The sequence below is a fragment of the Affinibrenneria salicis genome, from assembly GCF_008710095.1.
Genome location: NZ_VYKJ01000001.1, coordinates 996,250 through 1,016,115, shown reverse-complemented (window position 1 = coordinate 1,016,115; position 19,866 = coordinate 996,250). Strand labels below are relative to the sequence as shown.

Sequence of the window (19,866 nt, the reverse complement as noted above, 5' to 3'; positions counted from 1 at the left end):
GAACAAGCCGGACGGTTCGGCGCGGCCAACGCGCCCGCGGCCTGCAGGATGAAGAGTATAAATCATGTCTGACCGTGGCTGCGGCCCTATAACAATGAGAGAAGAAGCGCACTGTGATGTTGTCCAAATTTAAACGCAATAAATATCAACAACACCTTGCACAATTACCGAAAATCCCCCAGACAGCGGAAGATATTCAGACCCTCCATTCACCTGAACTTTTCCGTACGACGCTGGTAAACGCCATTCTTAACGCCAGAAAACGTATCTATCTGGTCGCGCTCTACCTGGAACGGGATGACGGCGGTCAGGGGATCATGTCGGCGCTCTATCAGGCAAAACAGCTGAATCCCGATCTGGATATCTGCGTGCTGGTCGACTGGCACCGCGCGCAGCGCGGACGCATTGGCGCCGCGGCCGAACAGACCAACGCGGACTGGTATTGCGATCTGGCCCGGCGCCACGAAGGCCTCAACCTGCCGGTTTACGGCGTGCCGGTGAATACCCGCGAAGCGCTCGGCGTGCTGCATTTGAAAGGCTTTATCATCGACGATACCGTGCTGTACAGCGGCGCCAGCCTGAACGACGTCTATCTGCATCAGCATGAGAAGTACCGTTACGATCGCTATCAGCTGATCCAGAACGCGATCCTGTCGGACACCATGTGCAGCTATATTCAACGCCTGCTGACCTCGCCCGCGGTGCAGCGTCTCGATCGGGCGGATCGTCCCAAAAGCCTGGAAATAAAAAACGAAACCCGCCAGCTGCGTCAGGCTCTGCGCATCGCCGGCTACCGCACGCCAGCCAGCCCGGATGCGGACATCGACAGCCAGTTGACCGTCACCCCGCTGGTCGGGCTGGGCAAGCAGAGCCCGCTGAATAAAACCATTCACCATTTGATGTACTGTACCGACAGCCAACTGGTGATCTGTACGCCATACTTCAATCTGCCGGCGCTGCTGGTGCGCAATATCATTCGCCTGTTGCGCGAGGGGAAGCGCGTGGAGATTATCGTCGGCGATAAAACGGCCAACGATTTTTATATTCCTGAAGATCAGCCGTTTAAGATTATCGGCGCGCTGCCCTACCTGTATGAAATCAATTTACGCCGTTTCCTCAGCCGCCTGCAGCACTACATTGACGAACAGCGCCTGACCGTACGGCTGTGGAAAGATCGAGACAATAGTTTTCATCTCAAAGGCATGTGGGTCGACGATCGCTGGCAGTTGCTGACCGGCAACAATCTGAATCCGCGCGCCTGGCGCCTGGATCTGGAAAACGCCATTCTGATCCACGATCCGCAGCAGCGCCTGCAGGAACAGCGCCAGCAGGAGCTGGCCTGTATCCGCACGCACACTACGCGGGTGAAAAGCTATATGGAGCTGGAAAGCATCGCTCAGTATCCGGTCAAGGTGCGTAAACTGATTCGTCGCCTGCGCCGCATTCGCATCGACCGGCTGATCAGCCGCATCCTGTAGCCGCCGCGCGGCCCGGCGGCGGCCGGGCCTTAACTCAGCAGCGCGGCGGGATTCCGCCGTTTGACCAGTTGGTACAGCGCCTGCGGGTCTATCGCCCGACATATCCCCTGCGGTTTTTGCATCGGCGCGTCCTCGGCGGCCAGCATCGCGTTAATCACCGCCTCGTGCGTGCTGTCTACCGCCGCCTGATAAATCGTGTCGAACACCTCATCGTTCAGATACTGAAAAGCGCGATGCGTCTGCGCCAGCTGCGGCAGCGCCCCGGCATTGGCGGTGCTGAACGCCAGAAAGATGTCGCCGGAATTATTGCCGCCCGGGCTGCCGGATTTAGCGATCCCCAGACCGGCGCGGCGGGCCAGGCGCTGTAGCTGGTGCGGCATCATCGGGGCATCGGTAGCCAGCACCACGATAATCGAGCCGCGCTCCCGCTCCAGCCCCGCCGGCAGCGGGTCCGTCAGCAGCGCGCCGACCGGCACGCCCAGCAGTTCGAACCACTCGCGCTGACCGTAATTGGCCTGCACCAGCGCGCCCAGGGTATATTGCCGGCCGTCGAGCGTAAAGCAGCGCGACGAGGTGCCGGTTCCCCCTTTGAAGCCATAACAGATCATGCCATTGCCGCCGCCGACATTGCCTTCGGCCAGCGCGCCGTCGCGCGCCGAAGTCAACGCGCTCAACGCATCGTCCTGGGTGACATGCAGGCCGTTGATGTCGTTAATCACCCCGTCATAGGTTTCGGCCACCACCGGCATCGCCCACAGGTGATTAGCCTGCCAGGCGGCCTGATATTGCGACAGCATCCATTTGACCGCCGCCTGATGCACCGTACCGACGGAGTGGGTATTGGTCAGACAAACCGGGCCGACGAAATAGCCGCCATCCTTTATCCAGTGCGCCCCGGTCATCTCGCCGTTGCCGTTAAGCGCGCAGCACCCGGCCCAGACCGGCTGGGGCTCCGTCTGGTAACCGCGCGGCAGCAGCGCCGTCACCCCGGTTTTAATAAGCTTATCGTCATGACTGACGGCATCGATGGTGCGATAGCCGACCAGCACGCCGCTGACGTCGGTAATCGCATTATATTTTCCCGTGACGCCGGGAAATTTTAATCCCAGTTGCCGCGCTCTGAGTTTAGTCATCATGATTTTCCTTTAATTCTTTTCCTGTCGGTTTCTCAGATACAATCCCGCGCCGGCGATTAACAGCGATCCCAGGATTAGCAGGGTGGCGATAACGTTGATTTCCGGCTTAATGCCGCGCCTGATCATGCCGTAAATCTGCACCGGCAGCGTCGTGGCGTCCACGCCGGAAATAAAATAGGTGATGACCAGATCGTCCATGGAAATAATGAACGCCAGCAGCGCGCCGCCGAGGATACCGGGGGACAATATCGGCAACGTGATGCGCCGGAAAGTGACCCAACGGCCGGCGCCGAGATCGGCGGAGGCCTCCTCCAGCCGCGTGTCCATGCCGGCCAGCCGGGCGCTGACGATGAGAAAAACATAGCTGCACAGAAACGTGCAGTGGCCGAGAATGATCGACACCCGGCCGAGCGGAATCCCCACGTTGACGAAAAAGATCAGCAACGCGATCCCCAGAACGATGTCCGGCATCATCATCGGCATATACATCAGGAAACGGTAAAAACCGCGCAAACGAAAACGATAGCGCATGAGCGCCAGCGCGGTCGCGGTGCCGACCACGGTCGAAATCGCGGTGGTGATCAGCGCGATGATCAGGCTGTTTTTCAACGCATGCAGCACCTGGTCGGTCGAATCGATATATAGCGCGCTGTCGGAAAGATTATTGCTCATGCCGAATACCGACAAATACCAGTCGATGCTGAAGCCCTGCCATATCATCATGTTGACCGGATTAGCGTTAAACGAATAAAGCGCGATCAGGAATATCGGCAGATAGAGAAAAATAAAAAACAGCGCGCCGTAACCGTTGAATAGCCAGCCGGCCAGCCGCAACAACATATTATTCTTCATGCTTCCTCCTGTCCGACGCTTCGCCGGCGTGAGCGCGGGAATAGCGGCTGTTCAGATACAGATAGAGCAACAGCGCCAGCAGCACCATCGACATTAACAACATGGCCAGCGCCGCGCCGAACGGCCAGTTTCGCGCCGCCAGGAACTGCTGTTCGATAAGGCTGCCGATCATCACCACCCGGGCGCCGCCCAGCAGCGAAGGCACGATAAAATTCCCCAGGCTGGGAATAAACACCATGATGGCGCCGGACACCACGCCGGGCAGCGTGAGCGGAAACACCACCCGCCAGAAGGTTTTAAACCGGTTGGCGCCCAGATCGTATGACGCCTCGATAAGGCGCGGGTCGAGCCGCTCTACGCTGGCGTACACCGGTAAAAACATAAAGGGAATATAGATATAGGCCATGCCGATCAGCACCGCCTGCTCGGTATAGATCAGATCCAGCGGCTGCTGGATCAGCCCCATCGCCTGCAGGATGCTATTGGCGAAACCGGTGGGGCGCAAAATCAGCACCCAGGCGTACAGCCGCACGATCAGGCTGGCGAAAAACGGCAGCGTGATCAGAAACAGCAGGAAGTTACGCACCGCCGGCGACTGTTTTCTGACCCAGAAGGCGATCGGATAACAGATGATAAAGGAGACCAGCACGCTCATTAACGCCACGCGAAACGAAGTGGCGATAATGTGCAGGTAGAGAATATCGAAGTCTTCCCGCGTGCCGTCCGCCCAGCCGAGAATACGGCCATAATTATCCGGGTAGAAGCTCCACTCCACGCCGCCGTAGGTGCCTGGCGTCAGGATGCTGAACACCACCATGATGGCCAACGGCACAAACAAACAGACCGCCAGCAGCAGCGTTACCGGCGACAACAGCCCGACAAGGGGGAGCGATTTTTTCCATGCAGACATAGCGCTTCCTTACCGCGGCAGCAGATGACAGGCGCTGGCGGCGTACCACAGGCTAATCGCCTGGCCCGCCGCCAGTTGCCCGGGACCCTCGCCGGAGGACAGGCGAATTAAGGCTTTAAGCCTCTCGCCCCCGGCGGAGCGCACGCAGACTTCAGTATCCGTCCCCATAAAGATCAGCTGTTCGATCGTGCCGTCGATACGGGCATAGCGCATCCGCTCATCCGCCGGTTCGCTCAGATGAAAATATTGCGGACGCAGCAGCAGCCAGAGGCGTTGCCCGACCGGGCGCGCCCGATCCGCGGCGGCCCGCCAGCGCTCGCCGGCCTCGCTCAGCAGAGACAGCGCGCCATCCTCCTGTTGCCCGACTTCGACCGGGATCAGGTTGCCCTCGCCAATAAAACCGGCGACGAAATGGTTGACCGGCGTATGGTAGATCGCCGCCGGCGGATCGTTCTGCTGGACCTTGCCGCCGTTCAGCACAATGATCCGATCGGACATGGTCAACGCCTCTTCCTGATCGTGAGTGACGAAAATAAACGAGATGCCGAGCTCCGCCTGCAGACGTTTCAGCTCGAGCTGCATGCTCTTGCGCAACCCGCGATCCAGCGCCGACAGCGGTTCATCCAGCAGCAGCAGCGACGGACGGTTAATAATCGCCCGCGCCAGCGCCACGCGCTGCTGCTGACCGCCGGACAGCTGCGACGGACGGCGTTTTTCCATATTGCGCATCCCCACCAGTTCCAGCGTTTCGGCTACGCGCTGGTTGCGTTCCGCGCGCAGCACGCCGCGGATATCCAGCCCATAGCCGACATTGTCGGCCACGCTCATATGCGGAAATAAGGCGTAGCTCTGAAACACCGTATTAACCGGTCGCAAATGCGGCGCGATATGATTCATTTTTTTACCGCCGATAAGCAGTTCGCCGCTGTCCAGCTGTTCAAAGCCGCTGATAATTCTGAGCAACGACGTTTTGCCGCAGCCGGACGGCCCCAGTAAGGTCACAAATTCATTGTCCCGCACCGAAAAACTGATGTCGTCCAGCGCCTTAACGCTATTGCCCTCGGGCGTCTGATAATATTTGACGGCGCCGTTGAGCGATACGACGGTGCGGAAATGCTGATCCTGACTCATTGTTTACTCCACGTCCTGAGTCCCGAAATTAACGCTGAGGCGGCGTCGGACTGACCGCAGCCTCTGGCGATGAACTGACCGCCAGCCGGCGGGAGCCGCGGTCAGCGAGGCGCGGCGCGGACTAATTAGCGCTGCGAAAACGGGTCCACACCCGGTCATACAGGCGCAAGCCTTTGCCCAGATCGTCGAAAATCTGCAGTTTCGCCTTTACGTCGGCGGGCGGATTCGCCGCCGGATTATTTTTCAGCAGGTCGGGCAGCAGCGCCACCGCATCGCGATTCGGCGTGCCGTTCATCTGCTGGGCGGTGTTCATGGCGGCGATTTCAGGCTGCAAAAAGAACGCCATAAACTTTTTGGCGTTGTCTTTATTCGGCGCGTTCGCCAGCACGCACATATTCTCCTGGTACAGGGTGGCCCCTTCATCGGGGATCACATAGGCCAGATTTTCCGGATCCTGGGATACATACATCAGGGCGCCGACAAAATAGTGCGCCGCCACCACATCGCCCGACTGCACCAGCGGAATGCTCTCGTAGGTCAGCGCGGAGATTAACGGCTTACGCGCGGTCAGCCAGTCGGCGGCCACCTTCAGATCTGCCGGGTTGGTGGTATTGACCGATTTATGGTTAACGATCAGCCCGACGCCGAGCGTTTCACGCATGTCGTCCAGCATGATGACCTTCTTGCCTTTTTCCGCTTCGGCGAAAAAATCCGCCCAGGAGGTGATCGGTTTATCCACCTTTTTCTTGTTGTAAAAAATACCGACCGTGCCCCAGGCGTAGGGCAGGCAATATTCCCCCTGCGGATCCGTTTTCGCGCGCAAGAACTGCGGATCGATGTGGCTGAAGCCCGGCTCGCGGTTAATGTCGGTACGCGCCAGCAGCTTCAGCGAAGCCATGGCGTCCTGCATATGCACCGAGGGAAAGACGATGTCATAGCCGCTGGCGCCGGCCTGGATTTTGGCCAGCATCTCTTCATTGCTGGCATAGGTGTCAAGCTTCACATTGATGCCGGTCTCCTGGGTAAAACGACTCAGCACTTGCGGATTAATGTAGTCTCCCCAGTTGTACAGCCGTAGCTCCCCTGCCGCCTGCGCGGATAAACCGACGAACCCGCAAGAAAGCGCTAAACCCAACGCGATACCCTTCACCCGGTGTAGTCTGTTGCTGGTATACATTTTATTATCTCCTGTGGCCTTGATATACAGACGCAGGGGCCTTGTCTGACCCGGACTTTGACATAATTATGTCTTTTAAACTAAAATTGCAATTATTATGCCATACCGGGCAAATATCGGCGTTCTTACTGACATTTAAATACCATAAAATAATATAGTGGTATTTTTATGCCTTTATAATCAATGGGGTGACCTTATGCTTGAAGCAAGGCTGGAACAGCTCGACGGTAAACTGACGCCGATGGAGCGCACGCTGTGGGCCTATATTCAGGCCAATCTGGACACTATCGCGTTCGAGAATGGTGCAACCCTTGCTCAAAAAAGTGGCGTCAGCCCTAATACCGTCAGTCGTTTTCTGCGCCGTCTGGGCTACAAAGGACTTAAAGGGCTCAAAGAAGATCTGCGTGATGAGGTCAGGGTTCAGTCGTTGCTCAATACGACCCTGCTGGACCGCGTTGAACAGCAAACGGACGATTTAACGGTGCACCTCAATAAAGAGATTGAGGCGCTGGTTAAATTCTGGGAGCAAATCGGCAGTCAGCACTGGCAGGATATCGTCCAGTGCGTCAGCCAGGCCGAGCACGTGTTTGTCTGCGGCTTCCAGACCATCCGCGGCCTGACGGAAGACTTCGCCAACCGGCTGTCGCTGGTGCGCTCCAGGGTGGAGTTTCTCGATCTGTATGGCGGCGTGCTCGGCGGCTGGATAGACAGTCACGACAAGCAGTGCTGCGTGGTATTGATCGATATCGCTCCTTACGCCGAGGCCGGCATCGCCTTCGCCAATGAATGTATGCGGGAAAACACCCGCTTAGTGGTGTTCACCGATGAATACGGCATCGCCAGATACATGAATACCCCGCATATTGTGACCATCGCCACCAAAACCGGGCTGATTCTGGAGTCCACCGCCGGGCTGGCCAATGCTCTGAACGTGCTGCTGCACTGCGTGGCGGCCAAAAACCGCGACAAACTGAAGCAGCGGCTGGAACTGTATGAAAATCGGGTTAAGCGTCTCAACCTTTACCGTATCTGATGCGGCGCGAGGAAAACAGACAATCAGAAGAGGAAGTCGCGCGCTGGCGGCGAAAAAAAAACCGCATACGGGGTATGAGGCCAGGGCCTGCTGATGAGGTCGGCGGCGGCGAAGTCCGGTGTGGCCGGGCCCGCCGAAGCAAGAACCGCTGCGCGCGTTGATAACCAACGGCGCCAATAATTAGGGCCTCATACAAAGTATGAGGCCCTAATCACAGACTAACTTTACTGAGAGCCAGCCGCCGCATCGCGCCGGCCGCCCCTCAGGGCAAGGCGATTAACTTACGCCTGACCTTTTACTTCTTTCAGACCGTTGAACGGCGCACGGTTGCCCAGCGCTTCTTCGATACGGATCAGCTGGTTGTACTTAGCAACACGGTCAGAACGGCTCATGGAACCAGTTTTGATCTGGCCAGCAGCAGTACCTACCGCCAGGTCGGCGATAGTGGCGTCTTCGGTTTCGCCAGAACGGTGAGAGATAACGGCAGTGTAGCCGGCATCTTTCGCCATTTTGATCGCAGCCAGAGTTTCGGTCAGAGAACCGATCTGGTTGAATTTGATCAGAATGGAGTTAGCGACGCCTTTTTCGATACCTTCTTTCAGGATCTTGGTGTTGGTTACGAACAGGTCGTCACCAACCAGCTGGATTTTGTCGCCCAGAACTTTCGTCTGGTAAGCAAAACCGTCCCAGTCAGATTCGTTCAGGCCATCTTCGATGGACACGATCGGATACTGTTTGGTCAGTTCTTCCAGGTAGTGAGTGAATTCCTGAGAGGTAAAGGTTTTGCCTTCGCCTTTCAGTTCATAGTTACCGGTTTCTTTGTTGTAGAACTCGGAAGCGGCGCAGTCCATAGCCAGCGTTACGTCTTTACCCAGCACGTAACCGGCTTTTTCTACGGCTTCTTTGATAGCGGCCAGCGCAGCGGCGTTGGATTCCAGGTTCGGCGCGTAGCCGCCTTCGTCACCAACAGCGGTAGCCATACCTTTGGCTTTCAGTACTTTAGCCAGGGTGTGGAAAACTTCAGAACCGATACGAATCGCTTCTTTAACGGTTTTCGCGCCAACCGGCTGAATCATGAATTCCTGGATATCAACGTTGTTATCGGCATGTTCGCCGCCGTTGATGATGTTCATCATCGGCAGAGGCATAGAGTATTTGCCCGGGGTGCCGTTCAGTTCAGCGATATGTTCGTACAGCGGAATGCCTTTAGACGCGGCAGCAGCTTTGGCGCTGGCCAGAGAAACAGCCAGAATCGCGTTGGCGCCGAATTTGGATTTGTTTTCGGTTCCGTCCAGATCGATCATGATCTTGTCGATGTTAGCCTGATCTTTAGCGTCTTTACCCAGTACAGCCTGAGCGATCGGACCGTTAACAGCGGCAACCGCTTTGGTCACGCCTTTGCCCAGGAAACGGGATTTATCGCCGTCACGCAGTTCCAGCGCTTCGCGGGAACCAGTGGAAGCCCCTGACGGCGCAGCAGCCAGACCAACGAAACCACCTTCCAGATGCACTTCAGCTTCTACGGTAGGATTCCCGCGGGAGTCGATGATTTCACGGCCAATGACTTTAACAATTTTGGACATTAGATTTTCCTCAGTACAGTTAAACTAAAACCTCAGACGAGCAGCGCGCGCGATTCACACAACGCGCAGTGCTGAAAAAACGCTTACTTCTCCTGGCGCTTCTGGTACGCGCCGGCGGCTTTCACAAAGCCGGCAAACAGGGGATGTCCATCACGCGGCGTCGACGTAAACTCCGGGTGGAACTGACAGGCCACAAACCACGGATGATCCGGGATTTCAATGATTTCCACCAGTCGGCGATCGGCCGACAGGCCGGCAACCCGCAGCCCCGCCGCCTCGATCTGTTTGAGCAACATATTGTTGACTTCATAACGGTGGCGGTGACGTTCGATAATGGTCGACTCGCCGTACAGCTGACGCACCAGGCTACCCTCTTCCAGATGGCACGGCTGTCCCCCGACGCGCATGGTACCACCCAGATCGCTGTCTTCGCTACGAACTTCGATATTCCCTTCTTCATCGCGCCATTCGGTAATCAACGCCACGACAGGGTACTTGCATTCCGGCACAAACTCGGTCGAGTTCGCGCCTTCCATACCCGCCACGTTGCGGGCGAACTCCATCAGCGCCACCTGCATGCCCAGGCAAATACCCAGGTAAGGGATCTGGTTTTCGCGCGCATAACCCGCCGCCATCACCTTGCCTTCCACGCCGCGGTAACCAAACCCGCCCGGGATTAAGATGGCGTCCAGACCTTTCAGGATCTCCACGCCGCGCGTTTCCACGTCCTGCGAGTCGATCAGCTTAATATTGACCGTCAGGCGATTTTTCAGCCCGCCGTGCTTCAGCGCTTCGATCACGGATTTATAGGCGTCCGGCAATTCAATATACTTGCCGATCATGCCGATCGTCACTTCGCCGCCCGGGTTGGCTTCCTGGTAGACCACCTGTTCCCATTCTGACAGGTCTGCTTCCGGACAGTTCAGGCTGAATCGTTTACAAATATAATCGTCCAGGCCCTGTGATTTCAAGAGTCCCGGAATTTTATAAATGGAATCAATATCCTTAAGGGATATTACTGCTTTTTCCGGCACATTGCAGAATAAAGCAATTTTCGCGCGCTCATTGGCCGGCACCGCGCGATCGGAACGGCAAATCAGAATATCGGGCTGAATACCGATAGACAGCAGCTCTTTTACCGAATGCTGAGTGGGTTTGGTTTTCACCTCGCCGGCCGCCGCCAGGTAAGGCACCAGCGTCAGGTGCATATACAGCGTATGCTCACGCCCCACTTCAACCGCCATCTGACGGATAGCTTCCAGGAACGGCAACGACTCGATATCGCCCACCGTGCCGCCGATTTCCACCAGCACCACGTCGTGGCCTTCGCCGCCTTCAATGATGCGCTCTTTAATGGCGTTGGTGATGTGCGGGATAACCTGAATGGTCGCGCCCAGATAGTCGCCGCGGCGCTCTTTACGCAGAACTTCGGAATAGATGCGGCCAGTGGTGAAGTTGTTGCGGCGCGTCATCCGGGTACGGATGAAACGCTCATAGTGACCCAAATCCAGATCGGTTTCCGCCCCGTCCTCGGTGACGAAAACTTCCCCGTGCTGAGTCGGGCTCATCGTACCCGGATCCACGTTGATGTACGGGTCCAGTTTCATGATGGTAACGTTGAGGCCACGGGCTTCGAGAATAGCCGCCAAAGAGGCTGCGGCAATGCCTTTACCCAGAGAGGAGACGACCCCACCGGTCACAAAAATATAATTAGTTGTCATGCTGAACCTGAGCGTTTAGGTTTAAAGACGATGGAAGAACCAGGACGGGAAAGTAGTATACCCGAACCCGATGAGCGCCACAAATGTTCGTTTTGCCCGGCGCGCCGGGCCAGACCGGAGGTGTAAACGGGAATGATGCCGGCAGGCGGGCGACGAAGGCGATCGCCGCCCGTTTCTCAGCCGCGCCGCGCCTTTTGCAGATCGCGCTGACGCTGTTTTTCCGCCTGGGCCATAAAGCGCCAGGCGATGAAGCCAATCACGCCGACGACCAGCAGAATCAGCGATGCCAGAGCGTTGATCTGCGGATTCACCCCCATGCGCACGCTCGAAAATACCAGCATCGGCAATGTCGTCGCTCCCGGCCCGGAGACGAAACTGGCGATCACCAAATCGTCCAGCGACAGGGTAAAGGCCAGCAGCCAGCCGGAAATCAGCGCCGGCGCGATCATCGGCGCCGTGATGACGAAGAACACCTTCAGCGGGGTGGCGCCGAGATCCATCGCGGCTTCTTCGATGGAGCGATCCAGCTCGCGCAGGCGGGCGCTGATCACCACCGATACATAAGCGGTACAGAACGTCACGTGCGCCAGCCAGATGGTCAGCGAGCCCCGCTCCAGCGGCCAGCCTATCGCGTGGCCCAACGCGACAAACAGCAGCAGCAGAGACAGGCCGGTGATCACATCCGGCATGACCAGCGGCGCCGTCAGCATGAAAGCGAAACCGTTGGAACCGCGAAAGCTGCCGAAGCGAACCATCACCACCGCCGCCAGCGTGCCCAAAATCACCGCCATCGTGGCGGACGCCGCCGCGATGCTCAGGCTCAGGCCCACCGCGCTGATCATCGCCGAGTTATGAAACAGTTCGCCGTACCACTGCGTCGACCAGCCCGCCCACACGGTCACCAGCCTGGAGCTATTGAACGAATACACCACCAGCATCAACATCGGCGCATACAGGAAGGCAAAGCACAGCACCAAAATGAAAATGCGCCAGGGAGAACGCACAACGGGTAGATTGTTCATGCCTGTTCCCCCGCGGCCTTGTTCTGATGACGGTGAAACCAGATGATCGGCACAATCAGCAGCAACAACATGATGATGGCCACCGCCGACGCCACCGGCCAGTCGCGGTTATTGAAAAATTCCTGCCACAGGATACGGCCGATCATGATACTGTCCGGCCCGCCCAATAGCTCGGGAATGACGAACTCCCCCACCGCCGGAATAAACACCAGCATAGAGCCGGCGATAATTCCCCCTTTCGTTAGCGGAATCAGCACCCTGACGAAGGTTTTCATCGGTCGGGCGCCCAGATCCTGCGCCGCCTCCACCAGCGAATAGTCGATACGGGTCAGCGCGGTATAGATCGGCAGCACCATAAATGGCAGATAGGCGTAAACGATACCGATATAGACCGCCAGATTAGTGTGCAGGATCGCCAGCGGCTGATCGATCACCCCAAGCCACAGCAGGAAATTGTTCAGCACGCCGTTGTTTTTCAGAATGCCGATCCAGGCATAGACGCGGATTAGAAACGATGTCCAGGAGGGCAGGATCACCAGCAGCAGCAGGATGTTGCGCGTCGCGGGACGGCTGTGCGCCACCGCCCACGCCAGCGGATACCCCACCAGCAGACAGCACAGCGTCGAGACCGCCGCCACCCGCAGCGACTGCAGATAGGCCTCGATATAGAGCGGATCGTCCAGCAATTGCAGATAGTTGGCCAGATTAAGCGCGATGTCCAGTCGACCGTCCGCCCAGGAAACCAGATCGGTGTAGGGCGGCACGGCGCGGGCCATCTCCGCCAGACTGAGTTTGAACACGATCAGAAACGGCAGCAGGAACAGCAGCAGCAGCCACAGGTACGGCAGGGCGATCACCAGTTTGCGGCCGTGCTGCTGGCGACAGCGAGTCAGCAGCCAAACCAGGCCGCTCTTGCGCGGCGTTTCGACCGCGTGATGTGCGGAAAATAATGTCATCATCCATTCCTCTGTTATACCGTCAACACCACACAGCTGTCCGTATCCCAGCGCAGGCACACCTCATCGCCCCAGGTCGGCGCGCCCTTGCGATAACGATAGACATTCTGCAACTGGGCGCTGATCACCGGACCGCCAGGCAGCCGGACGTGATAAATGGACAGGTCGCCCAGATAGGCGATATGCACCACCTCCCCCACGGCGAAGTTGCAGCCGTCGGCGGGCGCTTCGTCGCACAGCGCGATCTTCTCCGGCCGCAGCGCGACAGACACCGGCACGCCCTCCATCACGGAGGAATCGGCGTCCACTTTCAGGGGATGCGCCAGCCCCGGGCTTACGATAGTCAGCGCGTCGTCCTGCCGCGCTTGCAGCAGCCCCTCGAACATATTGACGGAACCGATGAACTCGGCGCTGAAGCGGGTGGTCGGATGCTCATAGATCTCCTCCGGTTCGCCAATCTGCACGAACTTGCCGCGGTTCATGATGGCGATGCGCCCGGCCATGGTCATCGCCTCTTCCTGATCGTGGGTCACCATGACGCAGGTCACGCCGACGCGTTCAAGGATGTCGACCACCTCAAGCTGCATACGATCGCGCAGTTTCTTGTCCAGCGCGCCCATCGGTTCGTCGAGCAATAGCAGCTTCGGCCGTTTGGCCAGGCTGCGCGCCAGCGCCACGCGCTGACGCTGGCCGCCGGACAGCTGGTGCGGCTTACGATCGGCATATTCCTGCATATGCACCATCGCCAGCATCTCTTCGACCCGGGCGTTGATCTCGGACTTGAACAGTCCATCCTCCGCCAGGCCGAAGGCGATATTTTTCGCCACCGACATGTGGGGAAACAACGCATAAGACTGAAACATCATGTTGATCGGCCGCTTGTACGGCGGCACCAGGGACAGATCCTGGCCGTCCAGCACGATCTGCCCCTGGGTGGGCTGCTCGAATCCGGCCAGCATACGCAACAGCGTGGACTTGCCGCAGCCGGATGCGCCCAACAGCGCGAAGATCTCGCCTTTGTAAATCGTCAGGTTGATGTCATCGACCACGATCTGTCCGTCGAACGCCTTAGTCAGGTTGCGCACCTCCAGCAGGGGCATCGCGGCTTTCCAGGGTTTGGACTGACTATGAGAAATTGTTTCTTTCACTGGCTATTGCCCTCCGGCAGAAACAGAAAACAACGTCATCGCCATAGGCATGACATATGTTCGAGAAAGCGAACGGGCGGCCGTCACTCACCGCTTTTCACCCGCGTCCATGCGCGCGTGCGAACCCGATCCAGTCGGGGTGACAACACTCTCGTGATAAACAGGCGGGCGCGGACCTCATCCGGCGGATAGATGCCGGGGTTGTTGCGCACTTCATCGCTGACCAGCGGCGACGACGCCTTGTTGGCGTTGGCGTAAAAGACGTGGTTGCTGATATTGGCGATCACTTCCGGCCGCATGAGGTAATTCAGGAACTGATAGGCTTCATCCACGTTTTTGGCGTCCGCCGGCATGGCGAACAGGTCAAAGGTCACCAGCACCCCTTCCTTCGGAATGCTGTAGCGGATATTCACGCCGTTTTTCGCCTCGTCGGCGCGGTTCATCGCCTGCATGACATCGCCGGACCAGCCGATGGCCACACAGATGTCGCCGTTGGCCAGATCGTTAATATACTGGGAGGAATGGAAGTAACGGATGCCGGGACGCAGCTTCAGTAGCAGGCTGGCGGCCAATTGACTGTAGTCTTTCTCGCTGGTGCTGTTGGGATCTTTCCCAAGGTAGTTCAGCACGGTGGCGAAGATGTCTTCCGGCGCGTCCAGGAAGGAGACGCCGCAGCGTTTCAGCTTCTCCAGATTCTCCGGCTTGAGCACCAGATCCCAGCTGTCTACCGGCGCGTCCGCGCCCAGCGCCGCCTTCACTTTGTCGACGTTATAACCGATCCCGGTGGTGGTCCACAGGTAGGGCACGGCATACTTGTTGCCGGGATCGTGCTGGGCGATCAGCTTCATCAGTTCGGGATCGAGGTTCTTCTCATTCGGCAGCTTGCTCTTATCGAGCGGCTGGAAAACGCCGGTCCCCGACAGGCGTTCCAAAAAACTGTCCGACGGCACCACCAGATCAAACCCGGTATTGCCCGCCATCAGCTTGCCCTCCAGCACTTCGTTGGAGTCGAAGACATCGTAGACCACCTTGATGCCGCTCGTTTTCTGGAAGTTATCCAGCGTATCCGGGGCGATATAGTCGGACCAGTTATAGACGTGCAGTACCTTCCCTTGCGCAAACGCGGTGACGGACGCGGCCATCGCCAGGCCGGCAATCGCACCTGAAAACCATTTCCTGCGTTGTGTAAACATTCGTTCCTTCCTCCATTTCAACGGGGCTGAATATAAAACGATGCGGTGTATTACCGGGGTACCGTTTTTATGTGGCGCGCGGCCCGACCATCAGGCGGCGCAAGACGGCCAAACGAAGACCATCCTCCGAAAAAAAGAAAACGGATTTTATCCACCAATTACTCGCTTTTACCCGCACAATGCGGCACATTTCCCTGCAAATGACGCGGAATATCTGACTGCAGAGTCTTATCTATAGAACAAATTACGGTGGGTGGGAAATAGGAAAAACAGATTGCCGAATCAAACGGCCGATACGGGTCCAGCCTGGGCGGATAGCCGTCCAGGCTAGCGGGAAAAACCAGTAAAAACAATATGCCGCCGGTATCGACGCACCGAATTAGTTCTCCGCCGGCAGCGGAAATTCCAGGATTATTCGTCCCTCTGCATCAACGGGATGGAGCCGCAGCGTCAGGATGGATGCTTCAGATACCACCCCCATTCGCTTTCACTGGTATATTCCGTGATCTGCTTCGTCTCCAGATAGTTGTCAAGCCCCCAGGTACCCAGCTCGCGGCCGATGCCGCTTTGCTTGTATCCGCCCCAGGGCGCCTGAGTGAAGGTGGGCTGCGAACAGTTGACCCAGACGATGCCGGCCCGCAAGGCGCGACTGACGCGCCGGCAGCGTTCCGGATCGGCCGACATGACCGCCGCGGCGAGCCCATAGCGGCTGTCATTCGCCAGGCGCACGGCTTCCTGTTCGTCACCGAAACGGCGCACGGCGAGTACCGGCCCGAAAATCTCTTCCGTCCACAGCGCGCTCTCCGTGGGCGTATCCACAAATATCGTGGGTTCGACGAACCAACCCTGCGGCAAATGATCGGGGCGCCGTCCGCCGCACGCCAGCGTAGCGCCTTCGCGCCTGCCCCGCTCGATCGCCTGCATGACCTTTTCGTATTGTCCTGCGCTGACCAGCGGACCGAGCTGGACGCCCTCCAGCCTGCCGTCGCCAATGCGAATACGGCGGGTAGCGTCGATCAAACGTTCGATCAGACGGTCGTATACCCCCTCCTGTACCAGAAGACGCGAAGTGGCGGAACAGACCTGTCCCTGATTCCAGAAAATGCCGAACAGCGTCCACTCCACGGCGGCGTCGATGTCGCTATCGTCGAAAACGATAAACGCGGATTTTCCCCCCAGTTCCAGGCTGACGTTTTTGATGTCCTGGGCGCCCGCCTGCATGATGGCGCGCCCGGTGGGAACGCTGCCGGTAAAAGATAACTTGTCGACGCCCGGATGGCCGGATAGCGGCGCGCCCGCCTCATTGCCCAGCCCGGTCACGACGTTTAGCGCCCCGGCGGGCAAACCGGCCGCATCGGCGATGGCGGCCAGCTCCAGCGCGCCCAACGGCGTCAGTTCCGACGGCTTGAGCACGCAGGTACAGCCGGCGGCCAATGCCGGCGCGACTTTCCAGGCGGCCATTAAAAACGGGTAGTTCCAGGGGATGATCAGACCGGCGACCCCCATGGGCTCGCGCACCACCCGACAGCGAAAGCGATCATCCGGCAGCGCGATGGGCAGCGCTTCCGTATCCAGGCCCTCGGCCAAATCGGCGTAGTAGTCGAAACAGCCAATCGCATCCTCGACGTCCCATTGCGCCTCCGGCAGCGGCTTGCCGTTATCTTCCACCTCAAGCAGGGCCAGCCCGAGCTGGCGCTCGCGCATGATGCCCGCCATCGCGCGAAGACAGGCGGCGCGCGCTTTACCGCTCAAGCGCGGCCACGGGCCTTCGTCGAACGCGCGTCTGGCGGCGGCCACCGCCTTATCGATATCTTCCGCCCCGGCCGCGGCGACTTGCCGTATCAGCGCCCCGCTGGCCGGATTGAACACCCCCAGGCGGGCGCCCCGCGTCGCCGTTTGCCATTCACCATCGATATAAAGCTGGTCGTACATATTTTGCGTCTCCCTGATGATCCGGTTACGTGGCGGTAGCCAGAAGAAAAAGAATTGCTCGTTTTATTGCGGCGGCCGCGCCGGCGACGTCAAAAATCGCGCCCGGAAATTTTTTGCGGCGTACCGTCCCTGGCCGCCGCTGACGCAACGTCAAAAATTTCTCCCGGAAATTTTTTGCCGCAGGTAGGATTTCGGCGCCAGTCCGGTTTCCTCGCGAAAACAGCGATAAAAGGTCGAAAGGGAATGAAATCCCGCCGCTTTGGCGTCGTCGTCAATGCGATGCTGCTGCCCCTCGCCGTTATCCCACAGCGTCAGAACGTGGCGCAACCGGAGTCGGTTAAGATATTGATAGAAACTACAGCCCATCACCTGGTTGAGAAAAAAGGAAATCTGATTGCGGGTATAGCCGGTGGCGGACGCGACCTGGATCAGACTCAGTTCCGGATTCAGATAGGGTCGCTGCTGGGAAAAATACTGTTGAATATCGCCGGACATGATGCTCAATTGCCGGGCGGACAGCCCCAGCCGCCGGAACGTCGCTCGCGAATCCGCGCCGCCCGGCGGCGTTTTTCCCTGGGACAGCAGGGACGCGTACTCGTTGACGCGGGTAATCATGCCGTCGCATACCGTGATGATCTCGCAGCAGCAGATAACGGCGCGGCTATCGCTGCCGCTGAGCGGCGTCTGATACTGCAGAGTAGCGGTATCCCCGTCGACGCGCAGACGATCGATATAGCGCAGCGCGGCTTCCGTCGGCTTCGACAGGCAGGCGTGCAGGTAGTCGCGCAGTTCGTCCGGCGCGATGCGGCACCCCTGGAAAAAGTCATTGTATTCCACCTGCGGGGAATACAGGCTCATAAGCCAATCAATGTCACCCCGCCACCAGGCGCGGTAATAATTCATCATGACCTGTTGCGTGCGATGATTTACCGTCTCGGGTGGATAAGCGACGGTTTTCAGTTGGTCAGGCCCGCGAATATCATCATCCATAATCATACCTGCTGCAGGTGCGTAACATAGAACCCTTCCAGTAAAATATCAGTAAAAACAGACCATTGCCAACGCGGCGCGCAATCAGGAATCGAAACCGATGCCGAGCGCGTCAAAGGTTTTCAGCAGCACATTACGATGCCCGTCCCGGTCTTCGCGCGCAAGGGAGCGAATGGCCGCCTGCACGCCCGCAAAACGCAGCGGCTCCGGCGGAAAATGAACCGGCGCGCGGGATGTCATGCGTAATTCGGTGCGCGCCGTTTTCTCTCCGGCCAGCTGGTCCAGCATGTTCAGCGCGGCGAAACGGCAGGCCGAGACGCCCAGCCCGGTAAAGCCCAATGCGTAGGCGATCCGGCCGTCGGCCTCGCACCCGGTGAACATCGTCGTCCGGGCCGAGGTATCGATGATGCCGCCCCAGGCGTGGCTGAAACCAATATCCCTGATGGCGGGGAAAACTTCGCTGAACTGTTCGGCCAGACGGTTAAACGTCTCTGGCCGCTGGGTCAGCGACTCGTCGCGCCGGCTGCCGAAATGGTAGATGGCGTCGTACCCGCCCCACAGAATACGATTATCGGCGGTCTTACGGAAATAGTGGAAACGGTTGCCGCTGTCGGAGATGCCGTAGCGTCCGACCCAGCCGATGGCTTCCAGCTGTCGCTCGCTTAGCGGGTTAGAGACGATCGCGTAGTCGTAGACCGGGATCACGGTCGACGCCAGGTGGCGCAGCAGCGGCACCGCGATATTGGTGGCGAGCACGACCTGTCCGGCCACAGCCTCGCCGGACGACGTACGCAGCAGAATATTCTGCCCCTGTTGCTTCAACGCGGTTACCGCGCTGTTTTCATACAGTTCGACTCCCTGAGCCAGACAAACCCGGCGTAATTCGCTGACCATTTTGGCCGGATTCACCAACGCATAGTTCGGCTCAAAGAGTCCGGCGCGATAAAAGGAAGAATTAAACTTATCGGTCAGGCTGGCGCCCTCCAGCCATTCGCACGCGATGCCGAAGCGCTGGTATTCCTGCTGCATCGAACGCAGCCCTTCCAGTTGCCAGGGGTGGCTGGCAAGGTTCAGCTGCCCCGTGCGCTCAAATTCAATCTGCATTCCATACGCGTCCAGATCCGCCTCGAGCTCGTCGAGATTGGCTCTGCCCAGCGCAATGAGTTTTTCCGTTTCCTGCGGCCAGCGTTTAATGGCGATCGACGTGCCATGAGAAATACTCGGGGAACAGAAGCCGCCGTTGCGGCTGCTCGCCTCGGAGCCGCAGTGTTTGGCTTCGATAATGACAATCTTCTTTTCGGGCCAGCGACGACGGGCCAGCAGCGCCGTCCACAGGCCGGTGTAACCGCCGCCGACGATGGCAAGATCGCAGGAAATACGCGCCTGCAGCGCGGGGGCGGCGGCCTCCCCGGCGATCGTATCCAGCCAGAAAGGATAGGGTTTTACGTTAACAAATGCATCGGGGTTTGAATAAGACGTCATGCAAGGCTCCTGAAACACAATATATCTCTGTCACTCTGCCGTTGAGTCTAGACACAGCATGAAGTGAAACAAAGACCGCCGCTTTCCGTGCGGGTCCGCAAGAAATCTCGGGATAGAAAAAT

At 58.2% G+C, this 19,866-nt stretch carries 16 protein-coding genes; 2 read left to right on the top strand and 14 right to left on the bottom strand.

Annotated features, from left to right (window positions below; genetic code table 11):
- The first annotated feature begins 116 nt into the window (after positions 1–116).
- Positions 117–1,478, top strand: a complete 1,362-nt coding sequence (gene pssA / locus FJU30_RS04470; RefSeq protein WP_150433828.1) for a CDP-diacylglycerol--serine O-phosphatidyltransferase — start codon at positions 117–119, stop codon at positions 1,476–1,478.
- 29 nt (positions 1,479–1,507) lie between these two features.
- Here the strand turns inward: pssA and FJU30_RS04465 are convergent, their stop codons facing one another.
- The 5 genes from FJU30_RS04465 to FJU30_RS04445 form a co-directional block, all read right to left on the bottom strand.
- Positions 1,508–2,614 carry a DmpA family aminopeptidase gene (locus tag FJU30_RS04465; protein WP_223881482.1) on the bottom strand — a complete coding sequence of 369 codons (1,107 nt, stop codon included), beginning with the start codon at positions 2,612–2,614 and terminating at the stop codon, positions 1,508–1,510.
- Between the two features lie 9 nt (positions 2,615–2,623).
- Entirely contained in the window at positions 2,624–3,466 is an 843-nt protein-coding gene (locus tag FJU30_RS04460; RefSeq protein WP_150433456.1) for an ABC transporter permease, read from the bottom strand.
- On the bottom strand, positions 3,456–4,376 hold the full coding sequence (locus FJU30_RS04455; RefSeq protein WP_150433457.1) for an ABC transporter permease: 921 nt from the start codon (positions 4,374–4,376) through the stop codon (positions 3,456–3,458). Before FJU30_RS04455 ends, FJU30_RS04460 begins: the two co-directional genes overlap by 11 nt.
- A gap of 9 nt (positions 4,377–4,385) precedes the next feature.
- Positions 4,386–5,507: an ABC transporter ATP-binding protein gene (locus FJU30_RS04450; protein WP_150433458.1), complete on the bottom strand. Its 1,122-nt coding sequence runs from the start codon at positions 5,505–5,507 to the stop codon at positions 4,386–4,388.
- Positions 5,508–5,628: 121 nt separating this feature from the next.
- Positions 5,629–6,684: a polyamine ABC transporter substrate-binding protein gene (locus FJU30_RS04445; RefSeq protein ID WP_150433459.1), complete on the bottom strand. Its 1,056-nt coding sequence runs from the start codon at positions 6,682–6,684 to the stop codon at positions 5,629–5,631.
- Positions 6,685–6,880: 196 nt separating this feature from the next.
- Here FJU30_RS04445 and FJU30_RS04440 point away from each other — a divergent pair, with 196 nt between their 5' ends.
- Positions 6,881–7,717 carry a MurR/RpiR family transcriptional regulator gene (locus tag FJU30_RS04440; RefSeq protein ID WP_150433460.1) on the top strand — a complete coding sequence of 279 codons (837 nt, stop codon included), beginning with the start codon at positions 6,881–6,883 and terminating at the stop codon, positions 7,715–7,717.
- Positions 7,718–7,998: 281 nt separating this feature from the next.
- Here the strand turns inward: FJU30_RS04440 and eno are convergent, their stop codons facing one another.
- The 9 genes from eno to FJU30_RS04395 all read right to left on the bottom strand — a co-directional run bounded on the left by eno (position 7,999) and on the right by FJU30_RS04395 (position 19,744).
- Positions 7,999–9,300 (bottom strand): phosphopyruvate hydratase, encoded by a 1,302-nt coding sequence (eno, locus tag FJU30_RS04435; RefSeq protein WP_150433461.1) that lies wholly within the window; start codon positions 9,298–9,300, stop codon positions 7,999–8,001.
- A gap of 83 nt (positions 9,301–9,383) precedes the next feature.
- Positions 9,384–11,021 carry a glutamine hydrolyzing CTP synthase gene (pyrG, locus tag FJU30_RS04430; protein ID WP_150433462.1) on the bottom strand — a complete coding sequence of 546 codons (1,638 nt, stop codon included), beginning with the start codon at positions 11,019–11,021 and terminating at the stop codon, positions 9,384–9,386.
- A gap of 176 nt (positions 11,022–11,197) precedes the next feature.
- Entirely contained in the window at positions 11,198–12,043 is an 846-nt protein-coding gene (potI, locus tag FJU30_RS04425; protein WP_150433463.1) for a putrescine ABC transporter permease PotI, read from the bottom strand.
- Positions 12,040–12,999 carry a putrescine ABC transporter permease PotH gene (gene potH, locus FJU30_RS04420; RefSeq protein WP_150433830.1) on the bottom strand — a complete coding sequence of 320 codons (960 nt, stop codon included), beginning with the start codon at positions 12,997–12,999 and terminating at the stop codon, positions 12,040–12,042. The genes potI and potH overlap by 4 nt, the downstream gene beginning before the upstream one ends.
- 14 nt (positions 13,000–13,013) lie before the next feature.
- On the bottom strand, positions 13,014–14,147 hold the full coding sequence (potG, locus tag FJU30_RS04415; RefSeq protein WP_223881483.1) for a putrescine ABC transporter ATP-binding subunit PotG: 1,134 nt from the start codon (positions 14,145–14,147) through the stop codon (positions 13,014–13,016).
- An 83-nt stretch (positions 14,148–14,230) separates the two neighbouring features.
- Entirely contained in the window at positions 14,231–15,340 is a 1,110-nt protein-coding gene (gene potF / locus FJU30_RS04410; RefSeq protein ID WP_150433464.1) for a spermidine/putrescine ABC transporter substrate-binding protein PotF, read from the bottom strand.
- Between the two features lie 450 nt (positions 15,341–15,790).
- Entirely contained in the window at positions 15,791–17,272 is a 1,482-nt protein-coding gene (locus FJU30_RS04405; protein WP_150433465.1) for an aldehyde dehydrogenase family protein, read from the bottom strand.
- Between the two features lie 150 nt (positions 17,273–17,422).
- On the bottom strand, positions 17,423–18,262 hold the full coding sequence (locus tag FJU30_RS04400; RefSeq protein ID WP_223881484.1) for a helix-turn-helix domain-containing protein: 840 nt from the start codon (positions 18,260–18,262) through the stop codon (positions 17,423–17,425).
- 84 nt (positions 18,263–18,346) lie between these two features.
- Entirely contained in the window at positions 18,347–19,744 is a 1,398-nt protein-coding gene (locus FJU30_RS04395) for an NAD(P)/FAD-dependent oxidoreductase (RefSeq protein WP_150433466.1), read from the bottom strand.
- Positions 19,745–19,866 lie beyond the last annotated feature (122 nt).